This window comes from Paenibacillus sanfengchensis, from assembly GCF_036864765.1.
Taxonomy (GTDB): Bacteria; Bacillota; Bacilli; order Paenibacillales; family Paenibacillaceae; genus Fontibacillus; species Fontibacillus sanfengchensis.
Genome location: NZ_JBAGJC010000003.1, coordinates 185,794 through 205,275 on the forward strand (window position 1 = coordinate 185,794; position 19,482 = coordinate 205,275).

The window sequence follows — 19,482 nt, forward strand, 5'->3', positions numbered from 1 at the left end:
TTATATGACTAAAGGCAAGGCGATGACGAAGACCGTCCCGACTCCCTTCGCGCTCTCAACATGGATGTTGCCCCGGTGATTCTTCACGATCCGGTAGCTGACCGACAACCCCAGGCCCGTCCCCTTCTCTTTCGTTGTAAAAAAAGGATCGAACAAACGCGCAAGCAAGGCTTTGTCCATGCCGTTTCCGTTGTCCTGTATCGTAATGTTGACGTAACGCCCCTCCGGTTTTACCTGAATCTCGATGACTCCCGAATGATCGCCCTCAACTTCCTCGATGGCCTCCATCGCATTTTTGATCATATTGAGCAGCACCTGCTTGATCTGCTTTACATCGATGGAAACGTTCATGACGGTATCGGCTTCTTTCAGATGAATTTCGCATCCTTTCATAAGTGCTTCGCTTTCCGTCAACAAAACGACCTCTTTCAGCAGCGAGGTGATGCTCATTACCGTTTTCTGCGGGGCGGTGGGCTTGGACGAATTTAAAAATTCATAAATAATGTCGTTGGCCCGATCGATTTCGGTCAAGATGATACGGGCGTATTCATCTCTGCCCAGTTGAATCAAATGAGGCCGGAGCAGCTGAATAAAGCCGCGGATTGCCGTGAGCGGATTCCGGATTTCGTGAGCGATGGCCGCCGATATTTTCCCCAGCATCGCAAGCTTGTCATTCTGATAAGCCGTCTGCTCGATCAGTTTAAAGTCGGATACATCCTTAACGCTGAGCAAAAAATCGCCGTCCATCTGGTCTCCGTAGGTCACCGTGGTCAGCCAGTACCTTCCGTATTCGTCAACCAATTCATGATTCTTCTTGCGGTAAAAAATCGTTTCACGGTAAACTCTGAGAATTTTCTTCTTCTTAAACCGGCTAAGGTGAGGGTGGCGAAGCAGTTGAAGTAAATTGCAGCCGATAAGCGAGTGGCGAGGAATCTCCAGCAGCCTGGCCATCTGAACATTGACAAACGTTAAAACCCCATCGCTGTCAAATAGCATAATGCCGCTGTCAAGATGTTGGAGTACATTCTCGTACTTGTTCTTCACAAGTTGGGTGGATTGATACGCTTTCACAGATTGAAGCAGTGTCTCCTGGAATTCGCTCAACAAGTCGGTTCCCCCTTTTTCTCCGAATGATCTTTCTGCCTCCACTACAACGACTGATCACTATGCGGATGTTCATACCTGCAATACAGTATGAATCTACATCTTTCCACCTTGTTTCCTATTCCATGAGCTCGTCCTGTATGTAACTTCGAACTGCTGCCGCGTAAATAAAACGGCTTAAATCAATCATAGTAAAGACTTCCAAATATCGTCAATCAGAGATCCTGTCGAAAAAAGGGGTTTTCGGTTAAGTCATGATTCTGTAAAATGAAATAGCCCCCGAGATCGGGAGCTATTTCATTTCCTAGCTATTTTGTTGCAGTAATCTCGCCCTGCGTCTGCTCATCACCGCGAGACGCTTTTTCAGCTCAGCTTCCCATTTGTCATCACCGATTTGCTTGGCCACCGAGAGCAGGTCGAGCGACATGTCGATCTGGTTCTGCACCAGATCCATCGGGTCTTCATCCTCCCGATTGACGCAGTTCCCAAAAATGGAGTCCTCGTCCTCCATGATGAAATCCTGAAAATCAATCTCCGAAAGTCCGTCCCCATGCGCATACTCTGCAAGCACTTCATACTCGTTTTCCACTTTGTAGTGGACTTCAACTCTATGGCAAACCGGGCAAAAAAGAAGCGGAACATTATGAACCTGGGTGCGGTAGTGCTTTAATGTCCCTTTGGTTCCGACCATACTTGCGCCACAGCAAAAACTCATTCCCCGACACCCTTTCCTGTTCAAGCTTCCGAACTGTCCTATTGGCATTTTTTGTGATTGCCTATATTTATTCTCGACAACGGCCGCAAATTCCTTTACAGCTAACAGGATGAACCCGTTGATCTTAAAAAATACGAAGGACGGCCTACACACAAAAAGACAGGGCAAAAGGCCCCCTGTTGCGGACTTTTGCCAACAGGGGGCCTAACGGCTATTTACTTATTAGACTTGGAGCGTTTTGTCGCCGGGTTTCCAGTTCATCGGGCACAAACCGCCGGATTGCAGAGCCTGAAGCACGCGGAGCGTTTCTTCTACGCTGCGGCCCACATCATTGTGGTTAACCACTTGATATTTCAATTCGCCATCCGGATCGATGATGAACAAACCGCGCAGGGCTACGCCCTCTTCTTCAATCAGAACGCCGTAGTCACGGGCAACGCTCTTCGTAATATCCGAAGCGAGCGGGAAGTTCAGCTGACCCAAACCGTTGTTTTCTTTCGGCGTGTTGATCCAAGCCTTATGGCTGTGCTCGGAATCGATGCTGACACCCAAAATCTCCGTATCCAGCTCCTTGAACTGGGCGTATGCCTCGCTAAGGGCTGTAATTTCCGTCGGGCAAACGAAGGTAAAGTCGAGAGGATAGAAGAAGAATACCAACCAATTGCCGCGATAATCGGACAATTTTCTGCGTCCAAACTCCTTGCCGTCACCCGTTACGATCGCCATGTCAAAATCCGGAGCAGGTCTTCCTACCAAACGTTCCGCCATTTGAAAAAAGCCCCCTTTAATAAATATGTAAGAAACCCGGAGGTTTCTGTATCACAGGTTTAGCTTACGGCTTTTGGCCACAATTCAAATGGTACCATCCGGAATTTTCAAAGTCAATATTGTAACATTTTCTTTTTAATAATTATTATAAATTAACTTTTTCTTTGAATTTCTCATTTGATTGGCGGATCATGCCGCCCGCTTTATTTCCGCATTGCGGCGACAATGAGATCTCCCATCGCGGTCGTGCCTAGCGATTTGCTCTTGTCCACCGCAATGTCTCCGGTACGATGTCCGGCGTTCAACACATCGGCTACGGCGCGTTCGATCGCATCCGCCGCATCCGCATAGCCGAATGTCATGCGGAACATAAGCGCGACCGAAAGAATCGTGGCGATCGGGTTAGCCAAGTTCTGCCCGGCGATATCCGGGGCCGAACCGTGAACCGGTTCGTACAATCCGAAGCTGCCTTCCCCAAGGGAAGCCGAGGACAGCATCCCGATCGATCCGGTCAGCATCGCCGCCTCATCGCTTAAAATGTCGCCGAACATGTTCTCCGTTACAATGACGTCAAAGCTTGAAGGGCGGCGCAGCAACTGCATCGCGCAATTGTCGACCAGCACGTGCTCCAGCTCCACATCCGGATACTCCGGTGCGATCCGGTTGACTACCTCGCGCCACAGGCGGGAGGTTTCCAGCACGTTTGCTTTATCCACGGACGCCAGCTTCTTGCGGCGTTTTTGGGCAATTTCGAAAGCCTGGCGGACGATGCGCTCCACCTCGCTCACATTGTAGGCGCAGGTGTCGACAGCCTCCTGGCCGTTCTCCGTATCACGGCGGTATTTTTCGCCGAAATAGATGCCTCCGGTCAGTTCACGGACGACGATCAGGTCCGTACCCTCAAGCACTTCCGGCTTTAACGTGGAAGCGTCCTTCAGGCAATCGAAGACCACGGCGGGACGCAGGTTAGAGAACAGGCCCAACGCTTTACGGATGCCAAGCAATCCGGTCTCGGGCCGAAGCTCCTTCGGATTGTTGTCCCATTTTGGCCCGCCAACCGCCCCTAAGAGCACAGCGTCGGCTCGTTTGCAAATCTCCAGTGTATCCTGCGGGAGAGGCGTCCCTTTTTGATCGATGGCGATGCCCCCGAACAACGCATGCTCCGTTTCAAAGCGATATCCAAACAGCTCTTCCGTCCGCTTCAGCACTTTTTCCGCTTCGGCTACCACTTCAGGGCCAATTCCGTCCCCGGGAATCACTGCGATTTTTTTAACTTCTGGCATGATTGACTACTCCCTTTCTCTCGGTAACTCACTCGAATAAACTCCTGTTTTAGTTGTAACATAATCGTTTATGTTTAACCAAGATATAGAATCTATTAGACTTATAGGTTCTAGCTATAGAAGAAAAAAAAGAAACGCAAAGCCGTTTGGCTCTGCGTTTCTTCTCTTTGTATATTGGCATATCCGAGCACGCTTTATTGTTCCATTTTCTTTAGCTCCGCAATGCTCTAAAGCAAAGGTTTGCGAAGGAATGGCCAACTTGGGCTATGACGCTTATGCCGCCGCTTTAAAACTTCTTATTTCTTGATCCAGTGCATCAAGCCGCGCAGCTCTTTGCCGACAACTTCGATCGGGTGGTTGGCTTCGTTGCGGCGCGTCGCCGTAAGGAAAGCGCGATTCGATTGATTTTCCAGGATGAAGTCGCGGGCAAATTTGCCTTGTTGAATATCGGCAAGCACTTCTTTCATCGCTTTCTTCGTTTCTTCCGTTACTACGCGAGGACCTGTTACATAGTCGCCATATTCCGCCGTGTTGGAAATGGAGTCGCGCATTGTTGCCAATCCGCCTTCATAGATCAGGTCGACGATCAGCTTCAGTTCGTGCAAGCACTCGAAGTAAGCCATTTCCGGAGCATAACCCGCTTCGGTCAAGGTTTCGAAGCCCGCTTTGATCAGCGCGCTTACGCCGCCGCACAGTACGGCTTGCTCCCCGAACAAATCGGTTTCGGTTTCCTCACGGAAGGAAGTTTCGATAACCCCGGCACGTGTACAACCGATCCCTTTGGCATAAGCCAGTCCGATTTCTTTGGCTTTACCGGTAGCATCCTGATGGATGGCGATCAGACCGGGAACCCCGAATCCTTCAACATAAGTACGGCGAACCATATGACCTGGGGATTTAGGAGCAACAAGGAGCACATCATTGTCCGGAGACGGTACGATTTGTCCGAAGTGTACGTTGAAACCGTGCGCGAACATGAGAGCTGCACCCTTTTTCAGGTTTGGCGCAATTTCGCTGTTGTACACGGCCGCTTGAGTTTCATCCGGCATCAGGATTTGCACGACATCCGCACGTTTGGTCGCTTCCGCTACGGAAAGCACTTCAAATCCGTCTTCTTTCGCCTTGTTGAAAGACTTGCCCTCACGAAGACCGATGACGACTTGAAGACCGCTTTCGCGCAGGTTTTGCGCATGGGCATGACCTTGGCTGCCGTATCCGATGATTGCAATGGTCTTTCCTTTCAATACGCTGAGTTCTGCATCTTGTTCATAGTACAAAGTAACTGCCATTTTCTAATGCCCTCCCATAAATTGCGGGTATGCGTTTCGCATATCCCTGTTATATTTGGTTCTCCGCCTGTTTGACGGGTGATTCATGAGACCTGGCGGCATTTCGGCTTCTTCTGCTGTACCCTTCGGCCCCATCAATCCCCCGCCAACGGGGCGGAGAGTGTTGATGATTTGGATAAAATTTAATATGGCCTAAGATTTAGGCGTTTCCCCGTACCATAGCCGTAACCCCGGTTCGGGAAAGTTCGCGGATTCCGTAAGGGTGCAGCAGTTCGATCATGGCATCGATTTTTTCCGTATCGCCCACAACCTGGACCATCATGCTGTTCGTTCCGATATCCACGACCGCGGCGCGGAACGTTTCCACAACGCCCATAATTTCCGGACGCTCCGCCGGTTCCGACTTAACTTTGATCAGCGCCAGTTCCCTGGCGACCATCGGCTTGGAACTAAGATTGACCACCTTGATCACATCGATCAGTTTGTACAGCTGCTTCTCGATTTGTTCCAGGGTTTTATCGTCCCCCTGAGTCACGATGATCATCCGGGACAATCCTTCTTCCTCGGACTGCCCGACGGTAATGCTCTCGATATTGAAGCCGCGCCGGCCGAACAGGCCGGACACGCGCTGCAGAACACCTGGCTGGTCATTTACCAAAACGGATATAGCGTGGCTCTTTATCATGATTCATCGTCCCCCATCAGCATTTGATCAATGGTGGAACCTTGAGGTACCATCGGATAGACATTTTCTCCCTTTTCAACCACAAACTCCACCAATACCGGCCCCGGCGTTTCCATCGCTTCCTTCCATGCCTGCTTGGCTTCCTCTTTGTTGGTCGCCCGCAGGCCTTTCACGCCGTAAGCGTCCGCCAGCTTCACGAAATCCGGGCTGCCGGCCAAATCGATATGACTGTACCGGTTGTCGTAAATCAATTCCTGCCACTGCCGCACCATTCCCAGAACCTGGTTATTGATGACGACGATTTTGACTGGAATGTTGTTGATGGCGCAAATCGCCAGTTCTTGAGCACACATCTGCATTCCGCCGTCCCCGTTGATCGAGATCACCAAACGGTCGGGATGTGCCATTTGCGCGCCGATGGCCGACGGGAATCCGAAGCCCATCGTCCCCAATCCCCCGGAAGTGATCCAGGAGCGCGGCTGATTGAATTTGTAATATTGGGCCGTCCACATTTGATGCTGGCCGACATCGGTCGTTACGATCGCTTCCCCACGGGTCGTTTCATTCAAATGCTCAATGACCCATTGCGGCTTCAGCACCGTATCGGAATCCTTGTAACGGAACGGGTACTTCTCCTTGGATTCCCGGATTTTCGTTCTCCAGTCATCCGCCTTTGCCGCGCGTCCGACCAAAGGATTCAGCATTTCCAGTACGGTCTTCACGTCGCCGACAATCGGAATTTCGGTTTTGACGTTCTTACCGATCTCCGCCGGATCGATATCGATGTGGGCGATTTTCGCATGTGGGGCGAAGCCGTCCAGCCGTCCGGTTACCCGGTCGTCGAATCTCGCTCCGATGTTGATCAACAGATCGGCTTGCTGAATCGACTGGTTTGCCGTATAAGTCCCGTGCATCCCCGGCATGCCCATCCACAGGTCATGTCCGCTCGGGAATCCGCCGAGGCCGAGCAATGTTGTTGTAATCGGAATTTCCGTCTTGTTGACTAGTTCCAGCAGCGCCTCGTGGCCGCCCGAGTAAACGACGCCCCCGCCGGCCAGGATGACCGGGCGCTCCGCCTCCTGAATCGCCGTGGCGAGCTTGTCGAGCTGCAAGCGATTCGGAACGACGGTCGGATGATACCCCCGCAGGTCGATCGATTGTACCGGTTCAAACAGGGCTTTATTTGCCGAAACATCCTTCGGAATGTCGATCAGCACCGGGCCCTTCCTTCCGGTATTCGCGATGTGGAACGCCTCGTGGATAACGCGGGGCAAGTCCTCGACATTTCTTACCAGATAGCTGTGCTTCGTGATCGGCATCGTAATGCCGGTGATGTCCGCTTCCTGGAATGCGTCGGTTCCGATCAGGTTGGAAACGACATTGCCCGTAATGACGACGAGCGGAACCGAGTCCATGTAGGCCGTCGCGATCCCTGTTACCGTATTGGTCGCTCCCGGACCGGAGGTGGCGATGCAGACACCGACCTTGCCGCTGGCGCGAGCATAACCGTCTGCCGCATGGATGGCCCCCTGCTCATGTCTTGTCAGCAGGTGATGGAAATCGGTAAAACCGTACAAGGCGTCGTAAATGTACAACACCGCGCCTCCCGGGTAACCGAAGACGCACTCGACACCTTCCAAAAGCAAACTGCGAAGCAAGATTTCCGAACCGGAAATGACTTCCGGTTTCATCCATTTCTCACGTAATTGTTCTGTAGACCGCACTGCTGGAATTTGCGCGCTCATCAGTCATCCTCCTTCCAAGAATGGGTAATTCGTTAAATTTTTAATATCTATGCAACAAAAAAACCTTCCGCCCGCCGGAATAGTCTCCTATTCCGAGGGACGAAAGGTTTAGCTTCCGTGGTACCACCCATGTTCACCCGGTTCTTCGCAGTACCGGGCCTTGACGAGTACAGGCCAAATGAAACCTATACCCGTGGTCTTTAACGCAGACCTGACGATTTCCCCTAATAGGCCGTACGCAAGCTTTACCTAGGATCGCTTGCGGCTTTTCAGGGAAACAGCTCCGAGGTGAGCTCGCATTTAAGGGATAATGCAGGATGGTCTCAGCAAATCCATCCATTCTCTGAGCAAAGAGCCCTTAAACCTTCGTCCTCTTCATCGCCGATTGCCGATTGCAGTAATCGTTAAAATGTTTAGAAACATTATATGATTAGTTTACATCTCGAGTCAATACCCATTTGGAGCCAGTTTTTTAAACGAATTTCAGCGCAGGCAACGCGATGAGAAAAATCCGAGTTTGCCGTTGACTTTAAATCCGGCTGGTTTTGGCTGGAACGCTTTGCCCTCCTTACGTCATATGATAGAGTAAAGCGCCTAATTTTATTCGGGTGGCGCATCTTTCATTCAAAGTCATCCCGGAGGAGGTAAAAGAGCGGATGATACGTTACAGAAGGCCAAAACAGGATGATCCGGTCATTTTCGAATTAATCCATAAGGAGCTTGTCCCCTTTTCCAATCTGCCTCCGCAAGAGTTAAAGGCCGTTTTGAAAGATCTGCCCAAACGACTGACGAGGGGCGTAACGCTTGTCGTATCTCCTTATTACGAATCCGATCCCATAGCCTTTATCCATTTCATGGTGCACGGTGATCTTTTATATATCGATATGATGGCGGTAGCTCCCGCGCACCGGCGCAATCGGCATGGGAAAGCGCTGCTGGCCCATGCCGAAAATTTCGCCGGTTCCCGCGGATGCTCCCGGGCCAAAGTCTTGGTGGACAGCGATAATACCCGGGCCCATCAATTTTACCGTAACCTTGGATACCGCACGGTTCGCTTTATCCAACCCTCAGAGTGCTATGAATTGGAAAAAAGACTGCTTGCCCGTCGATAAAAATCACCAGAAGTAGGGCTTTACGCCGTAAGGATAACCGTAAGGCCCCGGTCCGTACGGACCGTAACCGCCGTAGCCACCATAGCCGCCGTAGCCACCGTAAGGGGATGCGCCGATCGCGAGCAAATCGAATAAAACCAGCGGAATAATCGCTTTAGTTTTGACTTTTTTTCCGGAGTTCTGCGTAACGATCAAACGGTTGCCGCTAATTTTGACCAGCTTGCCCGTTACAACCCCACCGTCCTTTTTATAGGCGATAATCGACTTGCCGAGCCACTTTTCGGCGTCTTTCCTTGTCACCTTTTTGCTCATGGTAACCCTCCTCCAATGTGGGATCCCTAGCCATAAATCCGGCTATTCGTCTTCATACCACTATATTCGGGCCGCCTTGTTTCCGCTTGCGCCATCGCCTTCTTCATTAGGAGAAATAGGCCCCTTAAGCAAAAAAAAAGCGCGGGCTGCAGGAGAGAAACCCCTTGCGGCTCGCACTTTTTCTTGTCTTTTTCAATTCTAACGTTTTGAAGGATCGTAAGGCGTCCCCAATGCAGCCGGTGCCGAAGAACGCCCCACCGCACTGACCAGGACGATGATCGTCAGCACGTAAGGAATCATGAAAATAAATTCCTGCGGAATGCTTCTCGACCATTCGAACAACTGCACATAGTTCCGAATCGCCTGGGAGAATCCGAAAAACATCGCGGCTCCCAAAGCGCCCACCGGATTCCATTTCCCGAAGATCATCGCGGCGATGGCGATGAAACCCTGTCCCGAGATGGTATTGTGAGCAAACGTACTTGTCGTCGTGAGCGTAATGGTCGCGCCCCCGATCCCTGCCAGCGCGCCGCTGATCATCACGCCGATGTAGCGCATCCGCGAGACATTCACCCCGAGCGTATCGGCCGCTCCGGGATATTCGCCGACGGAACGCAGGCGAAGTCCGAAAGGGGTCTTGAACAGCATATAATAGGCAACGATGACAAGGATAAGCGCCAGATAAGTTGTTGGGTACGAGTTGAAGAAGCCTTCCCCGATGATCGGGATATCCCGAAGCACCGGGATCGCTTCTTTCTCGAATACGTTAACGAGCGGAGTTTCGGCCGAGCCGTTAAAAATCAGCTTCACGATGTACACCGTTAATCCGGCCGCCAAAAAGTTGATGACGACCCCGCTGATGGTTTGATCGGCCTTAAACGTAATGGTTGCTACCGCGTGAATAAGAGACCCAAGAATCCCCACCACAACTGCGGCGATCACGCCAACCCAAGGGGCCATGCCGCCGAGCCCGGCTTCCTGGGCATAATAAGTGCCTACGCCGGCCGCGAACGCCCCGAAAATCATCAGCCCTTCCAGGCCGATGTTTACGACGCCCGACCGCTCCGAGAAAATACCGCCGAGCGCGGCGAATATCAGCGCTGTTGAAAATACAAGGGTTGAATTTAACAATTGGCCTAGCAGCGTAAGAATGTCCATATTACAACACCTTCTCTTTCTTGCGCTTGAGGTAGAATGGTTTAAGCACAAACCGTACGATGCCCTGGGCCGCGATGAAGAAAATGATCGAGCCGATGATGATCTTGATCAGCTCCGGCGGAACCCCCGCCGCAAAGCTCATGCCTGCGGAGCCGTAAGTAAGCACACCATAAAGTGAACCCGCCAGGACAACTCCGAACGGATGATTCATCCCCAAAAGCGCAACGGCTATGCCGTCAAAACCGTATCCCGGCGACGCCGCAAACACGGATTGATAATGGAATACGCCAAGCACTTCAAAAGTTCCGGCCAACCCGGCAAACACGCCGCTGATGAACATGGCCTTCACCACATTGCGCCCCACGTTCATGCCGGCATATTCCGCCGCATTCGCATTGAAGCCAACCGCACGCATTTCATACCCTTGCTTGGTTTTCCACAGATAGACATAGAAGAACAACGCCGCGAGCAGGGCGATAACCGTTCCCCAATGGACGCGCGCATTGTTAAAGATCCCCGCCAAAAATGTCAGCGCCGCCGAAGCTCCGATATCCTCCGAGCGATTCTGACCCTTTAAGAGGAAGAAATGGCGGATCACGTAATTGGATAGATATAAAGCCGTCCAGTTCAACATGATCGTCGTAATGACTTCGTTAATCCCGCGCTTGGCCTTCAGGTACCCGGCGATCGCCGCCCAAAGCCCGCCTGCGACACCGCCCGCAATGACTGCCAAAGGCACGACGATATTCGAGGATACGCCTGTCATTAACAGCGATACGGAGGTCGCGGTCGTCATCCCGATCAGCACTTGCCCATCCGCACCGATATTGAACATCCCGGAACGAAACGCAAAGGCAACCGCAAGACCGGTAAAGATCAGCGGAGTAATTTGACGAATCGTCTCCCCGAAATCGTACGGATTGCCTATCACACGCTGGATCAATGCGCTATATGCAACCAGCGGATTGTAACCGCCGAGAAGCATCACTACAGCGCCGACCAAAAGGCCGAGCAAAATTGCTACGAGCGGAACGATCAGGCTGTCCAGCGTAAATATTTTGCGCAATTTATCCATGCGATTGTCCTCCCTGCTCCATAAAACCGGCCATCATCAGCCCGAGTTCCTGATCGTTCGTATCCTGCGGGCGCACTTCACCGACAATTCTGCCTTCGTAAATGACCGCGATTCGATCCGATACATTCATAATCTCATCCAGCTCAAATGAAATCAGCAACACGGCCTTGCCCTTGTCCCGCTGTTCAATCAGTTGCCGGTGGACGAACTCGATCGCACCAACGTCCAATCCGCGGGTCGGTTGAGCTGCGATCAGCAGATCCGGATTCTTGTCTATTTCCCGCGCAATAATTGCTTTCTGCTGGTTCCCCCCTGACAAAGAGCGAGCCTTGGTCTCAATGCTGGGGGTGCGCACGTCGAACTGCTCAACAAGCTCTGTGGCATGGCGGTCTACGGTCCGCTGGTCGAGAAACCCGCTCTTGCTGTAAGGATGCTTATAGTACGTTTCGAGCACCATATTCTCACTGATGGAAAAATCGAGCACCAGACCGTGCTTGTGGCGGTCCTCCGGAATATGGGACAACCCGCTTTCAATAATTTTGCGCACCGGCAGATTGGCGATTTCCTTACCCGATAACTTGATGGAACCGGAATTGATTTTGCGGAGTCCCGTAATGGCTTCGATCAACTCCGTTTGTCCGTTGCCGTCCACCCCGGCGATCCCGATGATTTCGCCGGCCCTCACCTGCAGGTCCAAACCGTTCAGCACGGGAATGCCATTCTTGTTTTGCATCTTGACCTGACTGAGCTGCAGTACCGGTTCTCCGGCAACCGGCTCTTTTTTGTCAATTTGGAATGTGACATCCCGTCCCACCATCTTGGCGGCCAATTCGTTCGGGTTCGTGTTGTTCGTGTCGACCGTATCGATGACTTTCCCCCGACGGATAATCGTGACTCTGTCGGAAATCTCCATGATTTCCTTCAGTTTATGCGTGATGAGAATGATCGATTTGCCTTCCGCAACCAGCCTTTTCATAATAGTCATCAGCTCTATGATTTCCTGGGGCGTAAGCACCGCTGTCGGTTCGTCAAATATGAGAATATCCGCGCCGCGGAACAAGGTCTTCATAATTTCGACGCGCTGCTGCATTCCGACCGAAATATCCTGAATTTTGGCATTGGGATCGATCTGAAGACCGTACTGTTCCGACAGTTTAGCCACTTGGGCGGACGCCGATTTATAGTCGATATTTATTCCCTTCTTCGGTTCCATCCCTAAGATAATGTTCTCGGTGACCGTAAAAGGCTGTACCAATTTAAAATGCTGATGCACCATGCCGATGCCCAGCTTGATCGCTTTGTTCGGGTTGTCGATCGTCACCTGCTGTCCATTGATCTCGATCGTGCCGTGATCGGGTTGATAGAGTCCGAACAGGATGTTCATTAAAGTGGATTTGCCTGCCCCATTTTCGCCCAGAAGCGCATGGATTTCACCTTTACGTAAGGTCAGGCTGATTGAATCATTGGCTACAACACCGGGAAAAGATTTTGTGATTTGCTTCAACTCGACTACGGTAGCCGCAGTACTCATGAAATCACCCTCACCATCATGGGATTTACGCAAACAACAAGGCCAGCTGAGATAACACACTGGCCTTGCCTGCTTATACATATTAAACTATCGGCTTAATACAGCGGCCGTATTAAAACTTGCTTACTCGGCAGGAACCGTGATTTCGCCGCTGATGATTTTTTGCTTGTATTCTTCAACTTTGTCGAGAATTTCCTTGCTTACATTCTTCTTGGAAGTCTCCGGAAGACCTACGCCGTCATCTTTCAGAGTCAGGTTCGTTACCGAACCGCCTTTGAACGTACCGTCGATCACTTGTTGCGTAATATTCTTAACCGCGACGTCTACCCGTTTGATCATCGAAGTCAACGTAACGTCATCGCCAAACTCCAGCGATTGGTCCTTGTCCACGCCGATAACCCAAACCTTTGAGCCGCCCGCATTGTTGCGAGCCTTCGCTTCGTTAAATACGCCGTTACCGGTTTGTCCCGCAGCAGGGAAGATGATATCCGCGCCATCGTTATACAGCTGGCTCGCCAACGATTTACCGATATCCGGTTTGTCGTAAGCGGCAGCGTAAGTAATTTTCACTTCCGCTTTAGGGTTAACAGCCTTTACACCAGCTTGGAAGCCGACTTCGAAGCGTTTGATTACCGGACTTTCGGCTCCGCCGACAAACCCGATTTTGTTCGTTTTAGTCGTCATTCCGGCAACCACGCCGACCAGGAACGCACCTTCATTTTCGGCAAATGTAACGGAGGCCACGTTTGGTGCTTCCACCACACTGTCGATGATTGCCAGGTTCGCGTTCGGGTTAGCGTCCGCCACTTGTTTCAGAGCGTCGCCAAGATCGAAGCCGATCGCCCAAGTAAGATTATAACCGCCTTGCACGAACTGGTTCAAGTTAGGAATATAGTCTGCGCTGCTGTTACTTTGCAGGTATTTGTGTTGAATGCCTTGCTCTTTGTTCAGTGCCTCAAGAGCTTCCCAAGACGATTGGTTGAAAGACTTGTCGTTTACGCCGCCAATGTCTGTAACAAGACCGACCTTGATATCGGCCCCCTTCTTCGCCTCATCGCTCGTCTGGGTATTGCCGGCACCCGTATTGGGCGCAGCGCCGCTTTCGCCCGCTTTCCCCTTATTGTTGCCGCATCCCGCCAGTATCATTGTCAGCGCGAGGACCATGACTAAAGAAAATTTGAAGGCTCTGTTCATTGACGTTAAATCCCCCTTATGATTTTTAACCTTGTCTAGGCTTCATGTACAGACCGATTATACCTTTTAATTTGCGTAAAATCCATACTTTTAATGACCGCAGGTTAAATAAGTTTCGCCTTTTTGTGAAATGAAGCGCTTACCTTCGACATAATTGCCACATAACGTTCGCTATGTGTAATATTCTGGTTGTTCAAACTGTGGTAACACCACTCCGTTTCTATGTATAGACTACCCCAAGTGCCGTTATTTAACACAAAAACGGCCGTCGTTTCCGGTAATTTCTCAACCAGTTACGACGGCCGTCTAAAACATGCCGATTAGGCGTTAATTTTCTCCTTGGCCACGGTAGCCAACGAGTTGAATGCGTTAATGTCGTTTACAGCCAGGTCCGCAAGCATTTTGCGGTTGATGTTTACTTCAGCCAGTTTCAAACCGTGCATCAATTTGCTGTAAGACAATCCGTTCATACGGGCAGCAGCGTTGATACGCACGATCCAAAGTCTGCGGAAGTCGCGTTTTTTCGTGCGACGGTCACGATATGCATAAAGCAAGGATTTCATAACTTGCTCGTTTGCGGTTTTGAAGATGCGGTGTTTGGAACCAAAATAACCTTTAGCCAGTTTCAATACTTTTTTATGACGACGACGAACGACGAATCCGCCTTTTACTCTTGCCATATTAATAAACCTCCCAATAAGTTGTGTTAAAAAATTACTTCAAGTTTGCAAGTTGTTGTTTCAAACGGTTAACGTCACCGGAATAAGCCACAGGGCTGTTTGCCAATACACGTTTAGCGCGTTTGGACTTATGGGACAGCAAGTGATTGCGGTTCGCTTTGTAACGTCTTACTTTACCGGATCCGGTAATTTTGAAGCGGTCCTTCAGACTGCTGTGGGTTTTCATTTTAGGCATTGTACTTCCCCCTCAAAGTTTGTGAACTGCGCGGTTCAATCGGTCAAGCCGGGATACCGCTTAATTTTTAGGTGCCAAAATCATGATCATGCTACGGCCTTCCAATTTCGGATGGCGCTCCACCGTGGAAATCTCCGCAACCTCTTCTTTAACGCGGTCGAGAATTTTCTTACCGATGTCAGCATGGGTAATTTCACGTCCGCGGAAGCGGACCGAACATTTTACCTTGTCTCCATCTTTCAAAAATTTGATCACATTGCGAAGCTTCGTCTGGAAGTCATGTTCTTCAATGTTGGCACGGAACCATACTTCCTTGATATCCACTATCTTCTGATTCTTACGGGCTTCCTTCTCTTTCTTCTGTTGCTCGTAACGGAATTTGCCATAGTCCATGATCCGGCATACCGGTGGCTTGGCCGTCGGCGCTACGTTAACCAGATCCAGATTCAGGTCGATGGCCATTTGAAGTGCCTCACGGATCGGTTTGATGCCGATCTGCTCCCCGTTGGCCCCCACCAAACGTACCTCTTTGGCCCGTATCTCATCGTTGATCAAATGTTCCTTACTGATAATTCTCCACCTCCAAATAATTCTCTTGTCCCTTAAAAACGGTTATGGCTCAAATAAAAAGGGATACAGGTCCACGCCCGCATCCCAAATTGATCGTCAATTCTTCATGAATAAACCTATTCATAAATCATTGGATCAAAACCAGCCAACACGAACGTCGGTCAGGTGAGAAGCCATGGCCTCTGCTTGCAATCCAAACAGTTATTGCAACACACTTGAATAGTCTAACATATCCCTCAAATCCATGTCAAGCAACGCGATCAAAAAATGGGTTTTGAGCTCCCCCATTCAATAAAAGATCAAAATCCGGCTTTTCAGCACCGAGTAGCATGGATGAAACCGGGCCTGAGGAGCGGAGCGTAGAGGAGCCTACGTGAGCACCGGAAGGGCCGGTTGAATTCAAGATTCGACGCCGACTTGACTTCGGAAGAATCACTTCGTGATCAAAAGCCGGATTTTGAGCTACCTTAAATTAGCCTTGTTTGCTTTGAACTTCTTCTAGGCGTACCACCCGCGTATGCTGCGTGTGGCTCCACTGCTTGTTGTTCTGAGTGAAGAAGGCGTAGAACGTGATCGGCCACCACGATACCAGGTAAATCGGGAACAGCACCAGGTAGGCATACACTTTCTTCGATTTGACCTTCTCCAGAATCATCGCCGCCAGGAAGATAAACACGTTGGCCCCGATCGCTACAGAAGAGAGCCATAACGGAAGATGGGCATACAGCGTTTCAAAGTTCGGACCGCCGAACAGCGACTGGTCTGCCCAGATTAACGCCGTAAGCAGGAATGTCAGGAGTACGATGTAGACGTTAACCCCGTACAAGGCCATATCCAATTTGACCAAATTGCGTTCCTTGATGCTCTTCCAAAGAAGCGGGAAGAAATAACGACGGGCCACCGTAAAGTGACCCTGCATCCAGCGCAAACGCTGGCGCGCGGAAGCTTTGAATGTGAGCGGCTTCTCATCAAAGAGCTTGGCGTCATAGTTAAACACCGGATAAACCCCGCGTTCCACACAGCGCATCGTAAACTCCAAATCCTCAACCAGACTGGTGGCTCCCCAACCGATTTCTTTCAAAAGCTCGGTCTCAAAGCACATCCCCGTGCCTCCGAGGAAGTTAGCCATCTTCAAATTGTGGCGGGACAGCTGCCACAACCGGTTGCAATACCAATAGGAAATCCCGTAGGAAGCCGTGATCCAGGAGTCCTCCGGATTTTTGGTGTCGATATATCCCTGAATGACCCGGGCTCCTGAACAAAGGTCGTTATTCATCTCGTTCAGGAAATCAGGATGTGCCAAGTTATCGGCGTCAAACATAACGACCGCGTCATACTGCTTCGGCATCTTCCACAGTTGCTTCAGCATCCATTCAATGGCGTATCCCTTCCCGCGAAGGTTGGGATTCGTCCGCACGCAAGCGTTCATGCCATGGCTTCTGACAATGTCGGCGGTCCCGTCCGTACAGTTGTCGCAAATGACAAAAACATCGTACAGTTCCTTCGGGTAATTCAGTTCTTTCAGGTTCTCCATTAAAGCGCCGACGACCTTTTCTTCGTTATGAGCCGCTACAAGAACGGCAAAGGATTTCGCCGGAGCAAAGTTTCTCTTGTTCTTCTTCTTGTACAAGCCAAACAGCGCCAGACCGAACTGGTACACCCCTACCACCGCAAGCACAACCTGCAGCGATATCAAAATGGCGTCCATCATTAATCTCTGTACCCCCTTTTAACTCCATCAATTTTTCATGTCTTTTTTCTCTAAATCTTGTGCGGAGTTTTTCATGACCCTTATTGCTTTTCTTTTGCGAAAATCTAAATTTCTTTTCAACGCTTTTTCGATTTTCCATGACTTTGCATCATTTGTCAAACCGGTGTAAGACCTGAAGGACGCAAAATCCGGCGGAAGTTACTCTATATTCCCTTAAGACACCGTCGCTTCCTGCAATCGGTACGTTTTATTCTTATTTTCATCCGTTTTTGGCGTTTTTATTTCTTTAGCCCCCCCTTTTTTTCATATGTAAACGTTATATAAAAAAAGCAGCTATTATACAAACGAAAAAAAACGAAGAAAGTTTACTCAATAACTCATTTTTCTTTAAACTTTTTTGCTATTATTTGAATCAACGACGCGGCTTCGTTCACATTAATTTTAAAAAAGGGTATATTAACACCAAACGCGGCCTGTCCTTAAAGGCCGCGGATTGCGGATTTATTGTAAAAAATGTAGCAACCAACCTGAACGGTTTCTTGCAGCAAACCAAGCGCGGAGGGATCTTTATGACTCGATTGCTTCAAAAACTGATACGACTGGACCAGAAACTGTTTGTGGGGATTAACGGACGACTGCACAGAAGTTTTCTGAATTTCTGGCTGTACTACCTGACCCATCTGGGCGGAGCCGTCTTTACAATCCTCGCCACCTTGCTCATCTGGCTGGCAGCTCCGGAACCCTGGAACAAAACGGGGCTTCAGGCGGGTGTCGCCTTGGCCATCAGTCATATCCCGGTCGCCCTTGCCAAAAAAACATACCCGCGTGTCCGGCCCTACTTGACCCTCCCGGGGACGAATACCTTTCGAAATCCGCTGACGGATCATTCTTTTCCTTCCGGACATACGACTGCCATTTTTTCGGTGACTGTGCCATTTATGGCAGCGATGCCGGTTCTTACCTTTATTCTCGGACCCGTGGCTTTGATTGTGGCGGTATCGCGCATTTACCTGGGGCTGCACTACCCTTCCGACGTGCTTGCGGGGGCCGTGATCGGTTCTTCCGTAGCCTTCGGTACGGTTGCATTATGGGCGTAAAGGGGATATTGTAGTGGATAGAATAACCTTGCAGGAAAAGGTGAAACTAAAGTGCAAAAACAAAGGGTATTGCTTTTGTCCGAGGGGTTTGGAGCCGGTCACACCAAGGCGGCATATGCGCTCTCGAGCAGTTTACGCAAAGTAGCGCCGCATGTGCAGACCAAAGTACTCGAACTGGGAAGCTTTTTAAATCCCAGAGTGGCGCCTATCATTATTACCGCCTATAAGAAAACGGTGTCCACCCAGCCGCGGCTCGTCCGCATGATGTACCGCAGCAACTATAAAAAATCCTTAAACCGATTAACGACACTTGCCCTACATCGGATATTTTATACGCGCACGATTCAGATTATCCGTCAATTGCATCCGGATGTTATCGTCTGCACCCATCCTATTCCCAGCGCCATCATATCGCGGATCAAGCGCCTTGAACTGCTGGATGTGCCGCTCTGTACCGTCATAACCGATTATGACGCTCATGGAACCTGGGTCAGCCGGGAGGTCAACAGCTACCTCGTCTCCACCGACCAAGTCAAGCAAAAGCTGCTGGAGCGAGGCGTGGAAGAGGAGAAGATAAGGATCACCGGCATACCGGTTCATCCGAATTTTTGGGAGCGTCACCGGAAAGAAGATATCCGGAGCCAATTTAACCTAAAAAACATGCCCACCGTGCTCGTCATGGGCGGAGGCTGGGGCTTTATGAAGGATGAAGCGGTCAGCTCCCTTTTGGCCACGTACAGGGACCGGATTCAGATTATCTTCTGCCTTGGGAGCAATACGAAATCATTGGAGAAGATGAAGAAGGACCCGCGCTTTATTCATCCGCACATTCATTTGCTTGGCTTTACGCGGGAAATCGACAAGCTGATGGAGGTCTCCGACCTGCTGATCACGAAACCGGGAGGCATGACCTGCACGGAAGGATTGGCCAAGGGGATTCCGATGCTGTTTCACAAGCCCCTTCCCGGACAGGAGGAAGAGAACTCGCAGTACTTCGCTTCCCAAGGATGGGGAACTCCCATCGGCTCGCTCGACGATATCACCGCCTGGATCAACCGGCTCACCCACAACTATGAAGAAGTGGTGCGCAACCGGGAGGAAGTGCTCAATCATATCGCCAGCTATTATCCGCTGCAGAGCGCGCAAGCCATCATGGATCTTATCGAAGATAAAAGAGTTTTGGCGGAATAATCAACCCATCATTCATACAAATAACCA

The 19,482-nt window shown here is 50.4% G+C and carries 19 protein-coding genes; 3 read left to right on the plus strand and 16 right to left on the minus strand.

The features are described 5' to 3' along the window. The 7 genes from V4U84_RS07105 to ilvB all read right to left on the minus strand — a co-directional run bounded on the left by V4U84_RS07105 (position 1) and on the right by ilvB (position 7,589). Positions 1–1,107 (minus strand): ATP-binding protein, encoded by a 1,107-nt coding sequence (locus V4U84_RS07105; RefSeq protein WP_334073804.1) that lies wholly within the window; start codon positions 1,105–1,107, stop codon positions 1–3. A gap of 301 nt (positions 1,108–1,408) precedes the next feature. Beyond that, complete coding sequence (locus V4U84_RS07110) at positions 1,409–1,819, minus strand: hypothetical protein (RefSeq protein WP_334073803.1); 411 nt, start codon at positions 1,817–1,819, stop codon at positions 1,409–1,411. Between the two features lie 222 nt (positions 1,820–2,041). After that, a complete protein-coding gene (locus tag V4U84_RS07115; RefSeq protein WP_334073802.1) occupies positions 2,042–2,587 on the minus strand; it encodes a peroxiredoxin in 546 nt (181 codons plus the stop codon). 203 nt (positions 2,588–2,790) lie between these two features. Then, complete coding sequence (gene leuB / locus V4U84_RS07120) at positions 2,791–3,870, minus strand: 3-isopropylmalate dehydrogenase (RefSeq protein WP_334073801.1); 1,080 nt, start codon at positions 3,868–3,870, stop codon at positions 2,791–2,793. Positions 3,871–4,166: 296 nt separating this feature from the next. Continuing rightward, positions 4,167–5,159, minus strand: a complete 993-nt coding sequence (ilvC, locus tag V4U84_RS07125) for a ketol-acid reductoisomerase (RefSeq protein ID WP_334073799.1) — start codon at positions 5,157–5,159, stop codon at positions 4,167–4,169. 199 nt (positions 5,160–5,358) lie between these two features. Next, positions 5,359–5,844, minus strand: coding sequence for an acetolactate synthase small subunit (gene ilvN / locus V4U84_RS07130; RefSeq protein WP_334073798.1), 486 nt, complete (start codon positions 5,842–5,844; stop codon positions 5,359–5,361). Next, a complete protein-coding gene (gene ilvB / locus V4U84_RS07135) occupies positions 5,841–7,589 on the minus strand; it encodes a biosynthetic-type acetolactate synthase large subunit (protein ID WP_334076972.1) in 1,749 nt (582 codons plus the stop codon). Before ilvB ends, ilvN begins: the two co-directional genes overlap by 4 nt. A 656-nt stretch (positions 7,590–8,245) precedes the next feature. On the opposite strand from ilvB, the gene V4U84_RS07140 reads away from it, so the two are divergent. Continuing rightward, positions 8,246–8,701 carry a GNAT family N-acetyltransferase gene (locus V4U84_RS07140; protein WP_334076973.1) on the plus strand — a complete coding sequence of 152 codons (456 nt, stop codon included), beginning with the start codon at positions 8,246–8,248 and terminating at the stop codon, positions 8,699–8,701. Between the two features lie 3 nt (positions 8,702–8,704). On the opposite strand, the gene V4U84_RS07145 is transcribed toward V4U84_RS07140, so the two are convergent. From V4U84_RS07145 to V4U84_RS07185, 9 genes are all read right to left on the minus strand, one after another. Next, positions 8,705–9,013 carry a hypothetical protein gene (locus V4U84_RS07145; protein ID WP_334073795.1) on the minus strand — a complete coding sequence of 103 codons (309 nt, stop codon included), beginning with the start codon at positions 9,011–9,013 and terminating at the stop codon, positions 8,705–8,707. 198 nt (positions 9,014–9,211) lie between these two features. Then, positions 9,212–10,171, minus strand: a complete 960-nt coding sequence (locus tag V4U84_RS07150; protein ID WP_334076974.1) for an ABC transporter permease — start codon at positions 10,169–10,171, stop codon at positions 9,212–9,214. A gap of 1 nt (position 10,172) precedes the next feature. Next, on the minus strand, positions 10,173–11,246 hold the full coding sequence (locus V4U84_RS07155; RefSeq protein ID WP_334073793.1) for an ABC transporter permease: 1,074 nt from the start codon (positions 11,244–11,246) through the stop codon (positions 10,173–10,175). Next, positions 11,239–12,777 (minus strand): ABC transporter ATP-binding protein, encoded by a 1,539-nt coding sequence (locus V4U84_RS07160; protein WP_334076975.1) that lies wholly within the window; start codon positions 12,775–12,777, stop codon positions 11,239–11,241. Before V4U84_RS07160 ends, V4U84_RS07155 begins: the two co-directional genes overlap by 8 nt. A gap of 123 nt (positions 12,778–12,900) precedes the next feature. Continuing rightward, positions 12,901–13,971: a BMP family lipoprotein gene (locus tag V4U84_RS07165; RefSeq protein ID WP_334076976.1), complete on the minus strand. Its 1,071-nt coding sequence runs from the start codon at positions 13,969–13,971 to the stop codon at positions 12,901–12,903. A gap of 320 nt (positions 13,972–14,291) precedes the next feature. Next, the gene (rplT, locus tag V4U84_RS07170) at positions 14,292–14,651 is read right to left on the minus strand and encodes a 50S ribosomal protein L20 (RefSeq protein WP_108464861.1); all 360 of its coding nucleotides are present in this window, start codon (positions 14,649–14,651) and stop codon (positions 14,292–14,294) included. A 34-nt stretch (positions 14,652–14,685) separates the two neighbouring features. Beyond that, on the minus strand, positions 14,686–14,886 hold the full coding sequence (rpmI, locus tag V4U84_RS07175; protein ID WP_091232353.1) for a 50S ribosomal protein L35: 201 nt from the start codon (positions 14,884–14,886) through the stop codon (positions 14,686–14,688). Positions 14,887–14,946: 60 nt separating this feature from the next. Next, positions 14,947–15,441: a translation initiation factor IF-3 gene (gene infC, locus V4U84_RS07180; protein ID WP_334073790.1), complete on the minus strand. Its 495-nt coding sequence runs from the start codon at positions 15,439–15,441 to the stop codon at positions 14,947–14,949. Between the two features lie 487 nt (positions 15,442–15,928). Further along, positions 15,929–17,167 carry a glycosyltransferase family 2 protein gene (locus tag V4U84_RS07185; protein ID WP_334073789.1) on the minus strand — a complete coding sequence of 413 codons (1,239 nt, stop codon included), beginning with the start codon at positions 17,165–17,167 and terminating at the stop codon, positions 15,929–15,931. Positions 17,168–17,736: 569 nt separating this feature from the next. Between V4U84_RS07185 and V4U84_RS07190 the strand changes: the two genes are divergently transcribed. Beyond that, on the plus strand, positions 17,737–18,264 hold the full coding sequence (locus V4U84_RS07190; RefSeq protein ID WP_334073788.1) for a phosphatase PAP2 family protein: 528 nt from the start codon (positions 17,737–17,739) through the stop codon (positions 18,262–18,264). 51 nt (positions 18,265–18,315) lie between these two features. Next, entirely contained in the window at positions 18,316–19,455 is a 1,140-nt protein-coding gene (locus V4U84_RS07195; RefSeq protein ID WP_334073787.1) for an MGDG synthase family glycosyltransferase, read from the plus strand. The last annotated feature ends 27 nt before the right edge of the window (positions 19,456–19,482 follow it).